This is a genomic window from Collinsella sp. CLA-JM-H32B (genome assembly GCF_040098065.1).
Classification (GTDB): domain Bacteria; phylum Actinomycetota; class Coriobacteriia; order Coriobacteriales; family Coriobacteriaceae; genus Collinsella.
The window spans coordinates 1-15,697 of the sequence record NZ_JBBNNA010000002.1; the positions used below are offsets into that span (position 1 = coordinate 1).

Annotated in this window: 7 protein-coding genes and 1 pseudogene; 6 read left to right on the top strand and 2 right to left on the bottom strand. The window is 62.2% G+C overall.

Annotated features, from left to right (window positions below):
• Window positions 1-305: 305 nt before the first annotated feature.
• The 4 genes and pseudogenes from AAA138_RS02035 to AAA138_RS02050 form a co-directional block, all read left to right on the top strand.
• Window positions 306-1,016 carry a TetR-like C-terminal domain-containing protein gene (locus AAA138_RS02035; RefSeq protein WP_349089370.1) on the top strand — a complete coding sequence of 237 codons (711 nt, stop codon included), beginning with the start codon at window positions 306-308 and terminating at the stop codon, window positions 1,014-1,016.
• Between the two features lie 11 nt (window positions 1,017-1,027).
• Window positions 1,028-5,809, top strand: coding sequence for an acyl-CoA dehydratase activase-related protein (locus AAA138_RS02040; RefSeq protein ID WP_349089371.1), 4,782 nt, complete (start codon window positions 1,028-1,030; stop codon window positions 5,807-5,809).
• A gap of 416 nt (window positions 5,810-6,225) precedes the next feature.
• Window positions 6,226-7,185 carry a 3-hydroxyacyl-CoA dehydrogenase gene (locus AAA138_RS02045; protein WP_349089372.1) on the top strand — a complete coding sequence of 320 codons (960 nt, stop codon included), beginning with the start codon at window positions 6,226-6,228 and terminating at the stop codon, window positions 7,183-7,185.
• A gap of 96 nt (window positions 7,186-7,281) precedes the next feature.
• Window positions 7,282-7,743 (top strand): annotated as a pseudogene (locus AAA138_RS02050) (aryl-sulfate sulfotransferase); the annotation flags it as partial.
• 69 nt (window positions 7,744-7,812) lie between these two features.
• Here AAA138_RS02050 and AAA138_RS02055 read toward each other — a convergent pair.
• The gene (locus tag AAA138_RS02055; RefSeq protein ID WP_349089373.1) at window positions 7,813-8,952 is read right to left on the bottom strand and encodes a DUF389 domain-containing protein; all 1,140 of its coding nucleotides are present in this window, start codon (window positions 8,950-8,952) and stop codon (window positions 7,813-7,815) included.
• A 306-nt stretch (window positions 8,953-9,258) separates the two neighbouring features.
• Between AAA138_RS02055 and AAA138_RS02060 the strand changes: the two genes are divergently transcribed.
• A complete protein-coding gene (locus AAA138_RS02060; protein ID WP_349089374.1) occupies window positions 9,259-12,714 on the top strand; it encodes a CAP domain-containing protein in 3,456 nt (1,151 codons plus the stop codon).
• A 200-nt stretch (window positions 12,715-12,914) separates the two neighbouring features.
• Here the strand turns inward: AAA138_RS02060 and AAA138_RS02065 are convergent, their stop codons facing one another.
• Window positions 12,915-14,618: an OPT/YSL family transporter gene (locus AAA138_RS02065; protein WP_161144637.1), complete on the bottom strand. Its 1,704-nt coding sequence runs from the start codon at window positions 14,616-14,618 to the stop codon at window positions 12,915-12,917.
• 192 nt (window positions 14,619-14,810) lie between these two features.
• Here AAA138_RS02065 and AAA138_RS02070 point away from each other — a divergent pair, with 192 nt between their 5' ends.
• Window positions 14,811-15,662: a type III pantothenate kinase gene (locus AAA138_RS02070; protein WP_349089375.1), complete on the top strand. Its 852-nt coding sequence runs from the start codon at window positions 14,811-14,813 to the stop codon at window positions 15,660-15,662.
• Window positions 15,663-15,697 lie beyond the last annotated feature (35 nt).

The window sequence follows — 15,697 nt, forward strand, 5'->3', positions numbered from 1 at the left end:
CTTTCCGAGGCACTCAAGCAGCGTTCGAAGCGCAACAGAAGGGGTCGCCGCCGCTAAGGCGTTGACCCCCTAATGCAAACAACGGCGCTGCCCAGCTAGCTACAACTTGGGCTGCCGTCGACACTATTCTACCCACGAATGCCATTTCGGACAATCGGTAATGCCGATTCAAAAGGTGGGCGGAATGTGACAAAGGGGCTGCCCTTTGTCACATCTAAAATATTGCCTTTACGTGTTGATGCACACGGTGTGCAATAATACTCGCACTGTGCAATAGCGCACAGGCTGAGTAACAAGGAGGACGCTTGTCCCAGCTCGAGAAATGCGATCGCCGGTCCCTTCGCTCGCAGCGTGCCCTTCGCCAGGCACTTGCCAGCGAGCTTGCCGAAAGCGGCGACCTTTCGCGCATTAATGTCGCGTCGCTCACCGAGCGTGCCGGCCTTACGCGCCGAACGTTCTATTCGCACTACCGCGATATCCCTGACTTTATCAATCAAATCGAGGACGGCTTGCTGGCCGAGATCCGTGAGCGCATTGAGCTCATCACCGCAGCTCAGCTGCCCGACCTTTATCACAACATCGATGAACTCGAGCCGGCACCCGGTTCGGTTGAGCTGCTGCGTTATCTTGCGGCCAACCGCGACTTAATCGGTGCGCTGTTGGGTCCGGGCGGCGATCAGGCCTTTATTAAAAGGATTATCGACACCGCGCGTGAGGCTGTGGTGCCGCGTGCGCAGACGGGCATTTTGGGCCTGGCGCTGGGCACCTTCTTTGACTACTACGTCACCTATGTTGTGAGTGCCGAGGTCGGCATGATCCAACGTTGGTTTGAGCGTGACCTTTCCGAATCGCCCGAGACCATGGCGCGCATTATGACGGTCATCGCTTTTGTGCGCCCTGGTGACCTGTATGGCCAACCCATCGATATCAACGTGCCGGAATACGGCATGAAGCTATTGAATCTGCAGCTCGAGGACGCGGCCGATACCGCCGCAACCATCGAGTCCAACAACTAAGAGGAGAGACAATGAGCAAACTCGTCGAGGGCATTAAAGACCGTGTGGTCGCTGCCGCACGCGAGGCTGCGCCCGCCGTGGTGGACGCCGCGCAGAAGGCCGCGACCGCGGCTGCCGAGAAAGTTGCCGAGGCTGTCGCCGATGCCAAGAACGTGGCAGGGGAGACGTCCGTCGTCAGCGAGCCCGCCACCGCCGCTGAGCCCGTAGCCGCCGCCCAGGCCCCCGAAGGCGCGATCTTCAACCCCGAGGCTGCCCGCGGCAACCTGCACCTGGGCATCGACGTGGGCTCCACCACCGTTAAGCTCGCCGTGCTCAACGACGACAACCAGATTGTCTACGCCAAGTACCAGCGTCACCACACCGACGTCCGCGCTTGCGCCCGCGACTTGTTCGAGGGCGCTGCGACCGTGCTGCCGACGGTCCAGATGACCTGCGCCATCACCGGCTCGGGCGGCCTGCTGCTGTCCCAGTGGCTCGACCTGGAGTTTGTCCAGGAGGTCATCGCCAGTAAGCGCGCCGTCGAGACCCTTATCCCGGCCACCGACGTCGCCATCGAGTTGGGTGGCGAAGACGCCAAGATCATCTACTTCGACAACGGCATCGAGCAGCGCATGAACGGTACCTGCGCCGGCGGTACGGGCGCGTTCATCGATCAGATGGCAACCCTGCTGCACACCGACGCCAGTGGCCTCAACGAGCTCGCGGCCAACGCCACCACCATCTATCCCATCGCCAGCCGCTGCGGCGTTTTTGCCAAGACCGACGTGCAGCCGCTGCTCAACGAGGGCGCCCGCCCCGAGGACGTGGCCGCCTCCATCTTCCAGGCTGTCGTGACCCAGACCATCTCGGGCCTGGCGTGCGGCCGCCCCATCCGCGGCAACGTCGCCTTCCTGGGCGGCCCGCTGCAATATCTTTCCGAGCTGCGCCACCGCTTCTACCTCACGCTCAACCTGGACGAGGAGCACCGCATTGTGCCCCAAAACGCCCATCTGTTTGTGGCAAGCGGCGCCGCCATGGCGCACGAGTCCAACAAGCTCAGCACGTTCCCGCAGCTCATCGAGGCCATCGATGCCCTGGGTGACACGCAGGGTGCCGAGGTCGAGCGTCTGGATCCGCTCTTTGCCACTGACGAGGACTTTGCCGAGTTCAAAACCCGCCACGACCAGGAAGTCGTCCCCAAGGGCAAGCTCGACGGCTACGCCGGCCGCGTGTTCATCGGCATCGACGCCGGTTCCACCACCATGAAGGCCGCGCTCGTGGGCGAGGACGGCCAGCTGTTGCACACCTGGTACGGCAACAACAACGGTGACATCCTGGGCACGGCCAAGGTCATCATGGCCGATTTCTACAACCACATTCCCGCCGGCTGCACCATCGGCCACGTGACCACCACGGGCTACGGCGAGGCGCTGCTCATCGAGGCCCTCAAGGCCGATTCCGGCGAGATCGAGACCGTCGCGCACCTGCGCGGCGCCAAGGCATTCCTGCCCGGCGTCGAGTTTATTCTGGACATCGGCGGCCAGGACATGAAGTGCCTGCGCGTCAAGGACGGCGTCATCGAGCACATCATGCTCAACGAGGCCTGCTCGTCGGGTTGCGGTAGCTTTATCGAGAGCTTCGCCGTCTCTATGAACATGGACGTGCGCGCGTTCGCCGATGCCGCCATCCATGCCAAGGCCCCGGTCGACCTGGGCAGCCGCTGCACGGTCTTTATGAACTCGCGCGTTAAGCAGGCGCAAAAGGAAGGCGCCACGGTGGGCGACATCGCGGCCGGCCTGTCCTATTCCGTCATCAAGAACGCCTTGTTCAAAGTCATTAAGCTGCGCGATCCCAAGGAGATCGGCAGCCAGGTGATCGTCCAGGGCGGCACCTTTATGTCCGACGCCACGCTGCGCGCATTTGAGCAGCTCACCGGCGTGCATGCCGTGCGCCCCGACATCGCCGGCTGTATGGGCGCCTACGGTGCGGCCCTGCTCGCCCGCGATCGCGCCGGCGCCGACGGCACCTCGACCATCCTTTCGGCTGAGGACATCGCGCACCTTACCGTGACGCAAAAGCATGTCCGCTGCGGTCGCTGCTCTAACAACTGCCAGCTCACCGTCAACGACTTTGGCGGCGGCAGGCGCTTCATTACCGGCAACCGCTGCGAGAAGGGCGCCGGCCACAAAAAGCAGAAGACCGAGGCCCCCAACCTCTTCAAAAAGAAAAACGAGTTGCTCTTTAACCGCGAGGTCCTGAGTCCCGACGAGGCCCCGCGCGGCACCGTCGGCATCCCGCGCGCGCTCAACATGTACGAGAACTACCCCTTCTGGCACGCGTTCTTTACGCGCTTGGGCTTTAGCGTGCAGCTGTCCGACCAGTCGAGCAAGAAGACCTACCAGGCGGGCATCGAGTCCATGCCGTCCGAGAGCGTGTGCTATCCGGCCAAGATGAGCCACGGCCACGTGATGAACCTTATCGACCGTGACGTCGACTTTATCTGGATGCCGTGCGTGCGCTGGGAGCGCAAGGAGGACCCGACTGCCGGTAACTGCTATAACTGCCCCATCGTCATGAGCTACCCCACGGCGCTGGCGCTCAACATCGACGAGATTCGCGAGCAGAACATCGAGTTCCTGTATCCGTTTGTGCCCTATCACGACAAGACCGAGCTCAAGCGCCGCCTGTATCAGGTGCTCGCCGTCGACCGTGTGGCCGATGCCGAGGCTGGTCGCGGTCGCGTGCGTGGACCCAAGATTACGCGCTCCGAGGTCGATGCCGCCGTCAACGCTGCCTTTGAGGCCGACGCGCGCTTCCACGAGGATATCCAGACCATGGGCGAGGAGGCTCTTAAGTGGGTCGAGGACCACGGCGGCCACGGCATCGTACTCGCCGGCCGTCCTTACCACAACGACCCCGAGATCAACCACGCCCTGCCCGAGCTTATCTCGAGCTTTGGCTTTGCGGTCTTTACCGAGGATTCGCTCGCGCACCTGGTGAAGCCTGAGCGTCCGATCCGCGTCGTCGACCAGTGGATGTACCATAGCCGCCTGTACGCCGTCGCCCGTTTTGTGACGATGCGCAACGATCTGGACCTGATTCAGCTCAACTCCTTCGGCTGCGGTCTCGACGCCCTGACTACCGATCAGGTGCAGGAAATCCTTGAGGCCAGCGGCAAGATCTACACCGTGCTCAAGATCGACGAGGTGTCCAACCTGGGCGCCGCGCGCATCCGCATCCGCTCGCTCATGGCAGCGCTCAAGGACCAAGAGGCCGAGCGCCTGGCAGAGGCCACGGCCGCGGGCGAGGCCTACGAGCAGGGTGATGCCGCGCCGGTGGCTCCCTCCACGGATGCTCCCGCGTTCGCGAGCCGCAAGTACACGTTTGAGGCCCAGCGCGAGAGCGCATCGACTGCATGGCCCAAGGTGCCCTTTACCGAGCAGATGCGCGACGAGGGCTACACCATCCTGTGCCCGCAGATGGCGCCGATCCACTTCGACCTGGTCAAAGAGGTGTTCCGCGGTGCCGGCTACAACTTAGAGCTGCTGCCCTCGACCGATCACGATGCCGTCGAGGCCGGCCTGCGCTATGTGAACAATGACATTTGCTACCCGTCGATTCTGGTAACGGGCCAGATTATGGAGGCCATCGAGAGCGGCCGGTACGACCTGTCCAAGACGGCCGTGGTTATCAGCCAGACTGGCGGCGGCTGCCGTGCCACCAACTACATCGCACTCATCCGCAAGGCCCTGCGCGAGAGCGGCCACCCCGAGATCCCGGTAATCTCGCTTTCGGCTGTGGCACTCGGCGAGGACAACCCCGGCTTCAAGATTACTCCGGCACTGCTTAAGCAGGCAGTCTACGCGGTACTCTTTGGCGACGTGATGATGCAGATGCTCTATCGCTGCCGCCCGTACGAGGCCACGCCCGGTGCCGCCAACGCGCTCTACGAGGAGTACATGGCACGTGCCCGCAAGCTGGCGCCTAAGTTCAACAGACACAACTACACCAAGCTTGCACGTGAGGCCATCCGCGCGTTCGACACTATGCCGCTTGTGGGCGAGGGCACCAAGCCACGCGTGGGCGTGGTCGGCGAGATTCTGGTCAAGTTCCACCCCACGGCTAACAACCATGTGGTCGACGTGATCGAGCGCGAGGGCTGCGAGGCCGTGGTCCCGGGCCTGCTCGACTTCTTCCTGTACTCCATGAGCAATGCCGAGCTGCAGAAGGACGAGCTGGGAAGCTCTGCCACCACGCGTGCTGGCATGCAGGCGCTCATTAAGCTGGTGGACTGGATGCGTACGCCGGTGGAGGAGATGCTCGAAAAGTCCCGCCGCTTTGAGGCGCCCGAGCGCATCGGCACCATGGCCGACAAGGCCCGTACGGTGCTTTCGGTGTGCAACAACATGGGCGAGGGCTGGCTGCTCACGGCCGAGATGCTCGACCTGATTGACCATGGTGCGCCCAACATCATCTGCACGCAGCCCTTCGCGTGCCTGCCCAATCACGTGGTGGGCAAGGCCGTGATCAAGGAGCTGCGCCGTCAGCACCCCGAGAGCAACATCGTCGCGGTGGACTACGACCCCGGTGCGTCCGAGGTCAACCAGCTCAACCGCATTAAGCTCATGATCAGCGTGGCCAAGGAGAACATGCGCGCCGGCAAGGGCTTTAAGCTCGAGAAGGTGGCGCCGCTCGCGATGGACGAGGTCACTGGCCAGATGCGTGCCCATGATGGCTGCGTGAGCTGCGGGCCGGCCAGCGAGGAGGCTGTTGCATCGGTCGCCAAGCGTCTGGGACGCGGCATTAAGAAGTAGCTGGCCTGCTTTGGGCTGGATATGAGGCAAGCGGGTGGTAGACATATCGGCTACCACCCGTTTTTGCTGGACACATGTTGCGCAAATGACCTTGCTACAGCCTTCCGTGGGCTCGTATTTCAGAAGTGCGGTGAAAAACGCGAACCTCCCGAGCACACCGCCTTTTTAGACTCCCGCGACCTGCGGTTTTGTTGTCAAAAAAGCCGATCTGGTCGGCGAAACCCGATTTTTCCCCGCACTTCCGAAAACAGCGGTTCAGCAGCGCCAAAAAATGGCCTCAAAATCGAGAGTTAATGAACAGATGTAGCCGTTCGCCGCAAATTACCGTCCGTTTATAGAACCCACCCCCAGTGTGCAGCCCTCTTACGGTTGAATAAATACACATCTATGGAATTACGTAAGAGAGGACTGTTCCTATGAGCTACAAGACCGTTTGCGTTGCCGGCGGCGGCGTGCTGGGAAGCCAGATTGCCTTTCAGGCTGCCTACTGCGGCTTCGATGTAACGATTTGGCTGCGCAGCGAGGGCAGCATCGGTCGCACCCAGCCCAAGATCGATCATGTGCGCGAGGAGTACATCGCGGCAATCGAGGGTATGGCGGACGGCACGGGCGAGTGGTGCTCCGGTATCGCCGATAGCGGCAAGCCCTTCGACAAAGAGGCGGCACTCGCCGCCGTTGAGCGCGCCTACTCCACACTCAAGCTGGAGCTCGATCTTGCCAAGGCAGTGACCGACGCCGACTTGGTCATCGAGTCTATGGCCGAGGACACCCAGGCAAAAATCGATTTTTACAAGAAGCTCGCCCCGGTCCTTCCGCAAAAGACCGTCGTCGTGACCAACTCCTCCACGTTACTGCCGAGTACCTTTGCCAAGTACACTGGCCGCCCCGAGAAGTACCTGTCGCTGCACTTTGCCAACTCTATCTGGAAGAACAACTTGACCGAGGTCATGGCACAGGACCAGACCGACAAGCGCTACTTCGATGAACTCGTCGACTTTGCCAACGACATCCGTATGCTGGCGTTGCCCGTCAACAAGGAAAAGAACGGTTATCTGCTCAACTCCATGTTGGTACCGTGGCTGCTTTCGGGCCTTGATCTGTACGTCTCGGGCGTGAGCGATCCCAAGAGCATCGACCTCGCGTGGACGCGTGGCACCGGCGCTCCCAAGGGCCCGTTCCGCGTATTCGACACGGTGGGTATCCAGACGGCCTACAACATCGTCATGCAGTATCAGAAGGTGCCGGGCCTGGTGAGCCCGCTGCTCAAGAAGATGATGATGCCCTACAACTTTAAGGCCATGGCCTCCGTTCTCAAGAAAATGCTCGACGAAGGCAAGCTGGGCGAAAGCTCGGGCGAGGGCTTCTTCAAGTACTAAGAACGATCCCTCGGGGTCGGAGGAAAACGGATCATTTTCGGCCGCCAGCAGTGAGAAGATGGACCCAGAAATAGAAAGGAGTGGCAATGGGCTGGCTCGGGCTTTGAAGACAAGTTATTGCAGGCCCAGGGCGATTTCTCGCTCAATGCAGGCCAGCACAGCGTGACGTATCTGCCGAGTTCTGACACGGCAGCGACTGGTCGCTACCAGGTGCTGCTATACGACAACAACTTTGGTGCGACCGAGCGCTATCCCAAGTTCGACTGGGGCCAGCTGGGCGCCGCGGTGGTGACCGACTACAGCAAGGGAACGCATTCGTTTGGGCGCATCTTTACGGTGGACGAGACCGTGCGCACCTACGAGCTTGTGGACCAGATCGCCGTGCCGTTCTCGGGCTATGCGAGCAGTGCGCAGCGCGTCGGCGATTCGAATAGCATGCTCGTGGCATCGGGCATGGCCAAGACTTTTGCCGAGTACGATCGCTATGGACTGCCCATCGCCACCTACGAGATGGAAGCCGAGAAGTACATCTACCGCGTGTACAAGTACGAGCTGTAGCGCTGCGCTTGGCTGCGTCTGTGCCCCGTGGCTGCGCGCGCTCGCGCCGGGCCCGCCTCGCGTCCCGCATCACTTCACATCGAACTCAACGCGATCGAGCTCGGGCACATTGAGGTCGATGAGTTTGCGGGCGACACGGCGGTCGTGCGCCCCAAGCGCCTCGCCTGTCGTCACATGGGCGACAATCTCGCGCTCGACGATGCCTTCTTCGTCCCCTTCGGTGGCCGAGGTCTCGACGGCGACGGTGTAATCCTTAAAGCCCGGCAGCACCGCGGCAAGCTCGCGTGTGGTCTCGGTGACGCCGTAGCCGTCCTGCACGCCGGCCTGCGCCGAGCCAATGGACCCCGCGGTCATGACGATGCAGGGGATGGTAAAGATCATCGTGCCCACAATGATGCGGCGGCGCACCTTGCGTGACAGCTCGTTGACCTCGGCGTCTTCCTCAGCGGTCACAATACCGTCGCCGTTCAGGTCGCGCTTGAGCGGCACGCGCAAAAGAAGCAGCACGGCTTCGGCAGCCAGCGCGATAAAGACCACGTTGATGCCAAACTCATAAAGCGCCGAGAGAAACAGTGACCCGCTTGCGATGGCGATGCCGTAGCCCGCCGCGCACAGGGGCGGCATGAGCGCGGTCGCCACGGCCACGCCGGCGATGAGCGTGGCGGGTTCCTGGTCGCGCGAGTTGCCCAGCCCGCCTGCAAAGCCGCCTGCGAGTGCGACGGTAAGGTCCCAGACGGTGGGTGTCGAGTTGTCGATGATGGCGGCCGTGGTGGTGCCAAGGGGCGAGAGCTTAAAGTACAGCGTGGACGTGACCAGGCAAAAGGCCATCTGCAGCGCAAGGCTGGCGACGGCTTCGACGGTAATCTCGCGGTCGAGCGTGGCGATGCCGTATGCCATGGCAAGGACCGAGCCCATGAGCGGGCAGATGAGCATGGCGCCCACGATGGCGATGTCCGAATCGATATCGAGGCCGATGCTCGCGATCAGCATGGCGATGATGAGGATGCATAGGTGGGAGCCAGTCAGACGCGCCCCGTTTACAAAACGCTTGCGGATTTCGTGGTAGGGCGCGCGTCCCTCGCGAATGTTGAACGCGCGCTTTAAAAAGCGACCAGCCTGCTCGGCAGCCTCACTATGGGCAGGGCGGATGCCGTGACGCCGATGATGACGCTTGCGTAGTCGCTTGATCTGTTGTTTGTCGAGTTCCATGTCCACCTCGTTCCAGCGCGGTCCGCGCAACGCGCCCGTTGTCCTAACTCTACACCGTGGCGGGCGGGGTGTCTGTTGGATGCGGAATCCGATAGGGCGGATGACGCGGGAGCAAATGCAAATCACAGGCTCAATTCCATCCCGCGAGAATATGATGCACCAGCTCCTTCAAATGTGACGAAACTGTGAAGCACGAGAGCGTGAATTTCAAAAAAACGCTGGTCGCCAATGTTGCGCAACAGAATTCAAAAATCGACAGCTACCGTTTGATACGTATGGATATATCCGTGTCAAAGGGAGAAAGCCATGGCAAACTACAGTCCACAACACTTTGAGCCTCGGGCCAAGGCCGTCAACGTCAAGGGCGTTGCCAACCGCGCCGTCGCAACCGTTTTGACGGCGGGCCTCATCGCTCAGCCGCTCATGTCGCCGCTGGCGGCAATCGCCGCACCGTCAACCGATAACGGCGATTCTGTTCAGGGGGGGGGTAGTTCTGTAGAGAATACCGTTGCCGCCGGTAACCAAGCGGTCGTAAAGACGGCTGCCCAGCTGGCCGAGGAGTCGGCAAAGCAGCTCAAGGACGCTCAGGCCGCCTACGATGCCGCCCAGAAGAAGGCCGACGCGGCGGGCCAGTCTCAAAAGCAGGCACAGCAGCAAAAGAATCAGGCCTCGCAGGCCGTGACCGATAACGCCGCCGAGCAGAACGAGGCCGAGGTAGCCGCGCTTCAGGAGAAGATCGACGAGCTTAAGGCAGCCGTCGAAAAGACCGAGCAGCAGCAGAAGAAGCTGGGCGACCTGAACGATCAGCTCGAACAGGCCAACAAGAGTGTCGAGGATAAGACCCAGGCGCTCAAGGACGCCAAGGCAAAGCAGGATGAGGCCAAGAAGGCCCTCGATGATGCCCAGGCCAAGCTCGAGGCCATGGGTATGGACGAGTACGAGGCCGCCAAGAAGGCCGTCGAGGACGCGCGGGCAAAGCTCGATGACGCCAATAAGGCCGTTACTACTGCACAGGACAATCTGGACCAGGCCAAGGCTGCCGAGGCCAGCGCCCAGCAGGAAAAGCAGAATACCGAGGCAGCTTTGACGACTGCCCAGGCCAAGAAGCAGGAGACTGCCGCTGCGCTCGCAGCCGCAACCACCGCGCGCGATAACGCCCAGCAGAAGTTCAACCAGGCGCAGGCCGCGCTCGATGCTGCCGTCTCGGGTACGGGTGTCGACCTGAGTGCGCTTGAGGCCGCCAAAATCGCTGCTGCTGGTGAGCTCAAGACCGCGCAGGCGGAGCTCAATGCCGCGACGGATGCCGACGCCACCGCACAGACAAATCTGCAGGTCGCCCAGGCTGCCGTCGCTGCCGCGCAGGAGAAGGCCAACGCCGCCAACGCTGCTGTGGCATCTGCCCAGTCTGCATACGATGCGGCAAACAAGGAGTACAAGGACGCGGCCAGTAAGCGTGACGCCGCGAAGACGGCATACGAGCAGGCCCAGCAGACCGAGGCCGACAAGAAGGCTGAGTACGATAAGCTTGTCGAAGTTCGCAAGCAGAAGCGCAGCGAGTGGGAGGCAGCCTGCGCCGCTTCGAACGCCGCGGAAAAGGCTTATGACGCTGCTAATGCCCAGGTTGAGGCTCTTGAGCAGCAGATTGCAGACCTAAAGTCCAACATGACCGTTGACCAGGAAGTCATCAATAAGGGCATGCTCGGCTTTATGGCCTACATCAGCAACAGCAGCGATTTCACCGCCCAGCAGAAGTCAAATGCAAGTACCGCCGCGTCGATGCTCATGGGGACGACAGAGAAACAGGACTGGTATGACAAGTACGTCGATCAGGACATGTCTCGCGACACCAATCCGCTCTCCTTGGAGCAGATGCGTAACGCCCTGACCTACCTCGATACCCAGAACAACCTCCGCAAGGCGAACGGCCAGTCTGAGCTTAGCGTCAGCCTCCGCATGACTGCGGCAGCCGCCCTCAATACATCATATTCATCGAACATCTGGGGACACTCGAACTGCTATTTCGATCAAGGTGAGAATCTTGCAGGCGGCGGCGGGGCATACACCGGAGGCGAGACCGAGGATACCCTCGGCTGGCCATATACCGGTCTCTACACCCAGGAGAAAAAGGCGTTCGATAAGTACGTCGAGCAGTATGGTGACGCACTTGGAAGCCATCGATATGATTCCTACTATATCTACCAGCACTACAACAGCATCTACCATGAGTGCGGGCACTATCTAAACATCATCGATGCCGGCGCGAAGGCTATCGGCATCGCGACCGGTAGCGGTAAGAATACCGATTCCGAGGTAACCGTTTTCGACTATAGCGGGAGCACGGGGCAGAAGGATTTCACTGTCTCCGAGTTCAAGAAGCTCGTGAACGACTACATCGACTCTGCCTATAACGCTGGCGGCACGCAGGCGCAGAAGGCGCAGCTCAAGGAGCTTCAGGGCAAGCTCGCCGAGGCGCAGAAGAACTTTGGAACTACTAGGGAAGCTTACTTCGCAGCTGTAAACGGGCAGGATGCCGCCCAGGACGCTTTCACCGCAGCAGATGTGAACATGAACACCGCCAAGGGTGAGTACGAGAAGGCTAAGTCCGGTACCGCCGCCGCGAAGACGGCATACGACGCCGCGAAGGACGCACTCGGCGGAATCGACATCGAGTCCCTCAAGCAGAACCTCGATGCCGCCAAGGCCGAGGCCGCTACTGCCCAGGCGGCTCTCGATAAGGCAAACGCCACGCTTGCTGACAGCAAGACGAAGGCAGCCGAGGCCGCTGCTCACAAGGCGAAGGTTCGCAGCGCCCGCGATGCCGCCAAGGCAAAGTCCGAACAGGCCAATGAGGCGTATGACAACGCCACGGTTTCGGTCAAGGACCTTGCTGCCAAGCGCGATGCCGCCCAAGCGGGCCTTGCGAATAAGCAGCGCTCGCTTGACGAGGCAAAGAAGGCCGACGATGCCGCCCAGGCTGGTGTAGACAAGGCCCAGGCCGCAGATGTCCAGGCCGCGACTGCTCTTTTGGACGCCAAGCAGGCGGTTGCCGCCAAGGCGCAGGCCCTGTCCGACGCACAGGAGAAGGCCAAGGCCGCCGAGGGCGAGCTTGCCACCGCAAACAAGGCCTTCGAGCGCTTCGCCGGCGCCCAGAAGGCGGTCGACGACGCCAAGGCCGCCTATGACGCCGCCGTCGCCGGTGTCGCCGATGCCCAGAAGCAGCTCGAGGCCGCCAACGAAGCCGTCGTCGATGCGAACCTCGATATCTTCAAGGCCAAGGCAGAGCTTGCCAACGACGAGGCGCTCAAGGCCGATCTTGAGGCTGTCGACCACAAGGCATCCCTTGCCGCGGGCACGACGGGCAACGAGAAGCTGGTCAAGCTGAACGCTGCCTACGCTCGCTATAAGGCTGCCGTCGATGCCGCCGCTGGTCTCAAGGCTGCTCTGAGCGATGCCGATGCCAAGCTGTCCGATGCCAACGACGCCTATGCCGCCGCGCTTGCCGAGCTTGGCGATGCCAAGGATGCCCTGGCTGCCGCGCAGACCGAGTACGACAAGTATCATCCCAAGGCTGAGCCGCAGGCCAAGGCTCAGGTTGCGCAGGCTGCTGCAAAGGCTCCTGTCGCCAAGAAGAAGGCTGCGGACGCAGCGCTCGCCCAGACCGGTGATACCTCCGCGCTTGCGGGCGAGGTCTTCGTTATCGGCGGCATTACGCTCGTTGCCGCGGGCGTGACGCTGGGCGATCGTCGTCGCAAGCACATGTAGTGATTCGGGCGTCGGCTCTGCAGTGAACTTCAATTCATAGCGGGACCGTCTCGATACCCAAACGATAAGGCCGGCGCGCTGTCATACGCAGCACGTCGGCCTTTCTTTGCGTTGGTATCAAAAAGCCCGGTCGGTAGCCGCGAAAGCTACCGACCGGGCAAATCGTAGGCAATATGGTTGCTGTCGAGCAGCTGCTCAGCTTAGCCCAGCAGGCTTAAGCCCACGGAGACAAACGCCAGGATAACGCCGACGATGGACTCGCCGCCGAGCAGGCCGCTGGCGACAACCAGGCCCTGTTCCTGAAAGGCGGCGTCCTTGGCAGCCCTCTCCTCGTCAGAAAGACCAGCGGTGGCGTCGCGGTGGGCGGACCACTTGTCGTAGGCGAGCTTGACGCAGGAGCCCAGGAATGCCGTGAGTGACATGTAGAACGGCAGGTACACGCCCAGGCCGATCATCATGGCCGGAATGCCGAGCCAGTACATGACGATGCCGGCGATAAAGCCGCCAACGAACCACGGCACGCTCGGGATGCCCGAGACCATGGTGGCGACGACGCTTGCCTGCGCGGCAACAAAGCTCTTGTCGGGGCCAAAGGCGTCCGGGCCATAGGCGGTGACGAGCGCGACCATGACAGCGGCGGCGACCAGGGCGCCCACGATGCCGCCGATGGCTTGGCCGACCCACTGTGCGCGCGGATTGGTGCCCAGCACGGCGCCGGCCTTAAAGTCGTTCATGACGTCGCCCGCAAGGCCGCACGCCACGGCCACGATGCCGGCGATAAAGAACAGCTTGACCTGAGCGATCTGTGCAAAGGCAGCCACGATGAGCATAACGATGAGGCCAAAGATCTCCATGGGGTCGATGCCCGTCTGGCCGCAGCTCTGCGCGCTCATGATGGTGGTGACAAAGGTGAACAACGTGACGATGACGGCCGGAACGGGGCCAAGGTCGAGCACGATGGCGATGATCACGGCGATGGCGGCAGCGCCCAGGCCGATGATGCCGGCGTCGAGCTTAAGGGAGCCCGAGATGAGCGACTGCTCGTCGGTGTCGGTGGAGCTGTCGGCGGCAAGACCGCGGACGATACCGGCGACCTGCGGCAGGATGTCCTTGAGGACGACGGCGACGCCAAAGCCCATCATGAGGCCCATGCCCAGGGACTTGACGATGCCCTGCGCAGTCACAACGTCGAACAGACCGGCAGCGGTGCCGCCAACGATGATGCCAAAGTTGCCCAGCAGCGCGCCGGCAAACCAGAAAGCGACCGGGGCGAAGCCCACGAGGAAGCCGACGGAGAGCAGCATGGGCGAGTTGTAGATGGCAAAGGTCACTCCGGGGATATTGAGCGTGCACAGCATGCTGGGCACCACGCCCAGGGCGTCGCGCAGCACGCTATAGATGCCTGCGATGGCCATGGAACCAAAGAGCTGCTTGCCGGTTTTGCCGCCAGCCTCGGTCGCGCGCAAGGTCTGAGCTGCGGCGTTGCCGGTGGGGAACTCAAGCGCGGCGTCCACGATAAAGTGACGGTGGATGAGCGCGGTGGCCAGCAGGCCCAGGATGGTGCCGGCGAGTGCCACGATAAACATGTCGAGCCAGCTGATCTGGTCGGCATAGCCCAGCATCCAGGCGCCCGGGATGGTAAACGCCAGACCGCCGGCGACCATGGCGCCTGCGGACATGATGGTGTGGGTGACGTTTGCCTCGTTGAGGCTGGCGTTGCCCATGAGCTTAAGGAAGAACAGCGAGATGACGGCAGCGAAGACGATCGGCCAGGGGAGTGCGCCCATCTTGAGGGCGGTGTAGGCCGAGCTTGCCGTGATAATCACGCAGCCAAGGACGCCGATGACGACGCCGCGCAGCGTGAGTTGCCCGCGCATCGAGGCGCGGTTCGAGGGATTGCTCATATAGAACTCCTTTGCGTATATCCGCTTCCCCCGGGAGCGCCGCTACGGATACGGCGCGGGAAGTCGGGTTACCAAGGGCCGCCGCGTGAGCTCGCGCGCGACCGCGCACCAGTATAGCCGCAAGCTAGTCATTTTGGGATGACTGGTTTAGGTAGGCGATATACTGCTGGGCAGACGAAAGGAGCGCCGACGATGCTTAATGGGTGCGCATATATATTGACGGTCGACGTGGGCAACACGTTCATTCGCTTTGGCCTGTTTGCCGAGGATTCGGCCGCGGCGCAGGAATGCCCGCTTGCGACGTGCGAGATCACGACGCCGTCGAGCATTACGGCAGACGAGGCGCACATGAGGCTCGCGCAGGTCATGGGCGCATTGGCAGCCGATGCGGGCATGCCGGGTGCACTCGTTCCCGCGGCCGCAGTGCTGAGCTGCGTGGTGCCGGCGCTCGAACGCCCATGGAAGGCGGCGCTTTCCCGTACCTGCACGGGACGCGTGCTCACCGTGGGGCCGGGACTTAAGACCGGCATGCCCGTGCACTACGACGACCCGGCCGAGATCGGCCCCGACCGCATCGCCGACGCCGTGGCGGCCCGTGCCGTCTACGGCTCTCCGTGCATCGTGATCGACCTGGGCACGACGACCAATATCGAGGTCATCGACGCGCACGGTACCTTTGTGGGCGGCGTCATCGCGCCGGGTCTGGCGCTCGGCGCCCGCTCGCTTTCGGCCGCTGCGGCGCGTCTGCCGCAGGTCGAGCCCTCGGCACCGACGCACGTCATCGGCCGTAACACGCGCGAGGCCATGCGCTCGGGAGTGGTCTTGGGCGAGGTAGCCCGCATCGACGGCATGCTCGACATGGTGCTTGCCGAGATGCGCGCGACCAAGGCCGCGGGGGAGGGCGATGTGCCCATCGTCATTACCGGCGACGATGCCGAGGCACTTGCGGCCCTTGTCGGTCACAGTCTGACGGTCGACGACGCGCTGACGTTGCGGGGTCTCGCCGAGCTCTACCGCATCAACCAAAAGCCCCGCCGCGTGTAAAGGTGAGGGCGCCGGTGGGACAAACGCCCCCACCT

Coding starts and splice junctions, on each gene's coding strand:
- AAA138_RS02040 (WP_349089371.1), top strand. CDS start 1,028: ATGAGCAAACTCGTCGAGGGCATTAAAGACCGTGTGGTCGCTGCCGCA.
- AAA138_RS02045 (WP_349089372.1), top strand. CDS start 6,226: ATGAGCTACAAGACCGTTTGCGTTGCCGGCGGCGGCGTGCTGGGAAGC.
- AAA138_RS02055 (WP_349089373.1), bottom strand. CDS start 8,952: ATGGAACTCGACAAACAACAGATCAAGCGACTACGCAAGCGTCATCAT.
- AAA138_RS02060 (WP_349089374.1), top strand. CDS start 9,259: ATGGCAAACTACAGTCCACAACACTTTGAGCCTCGGGCCAAGGCCGTC.
- AAA138_RS02065 (WP_161144637.1), bottom strand. CDS start 14,618: ATGAGCAATCCCTCGAACCGCGCCTCGATGCGCGGGCAACTCACGCTG.
- AAA138_RS02070 (WP_349089375.1), top strand. CDS start 14,811: ATGCTTAATGGGTGCGCATATATATTGACGGTCGACGTGGGCAACACG.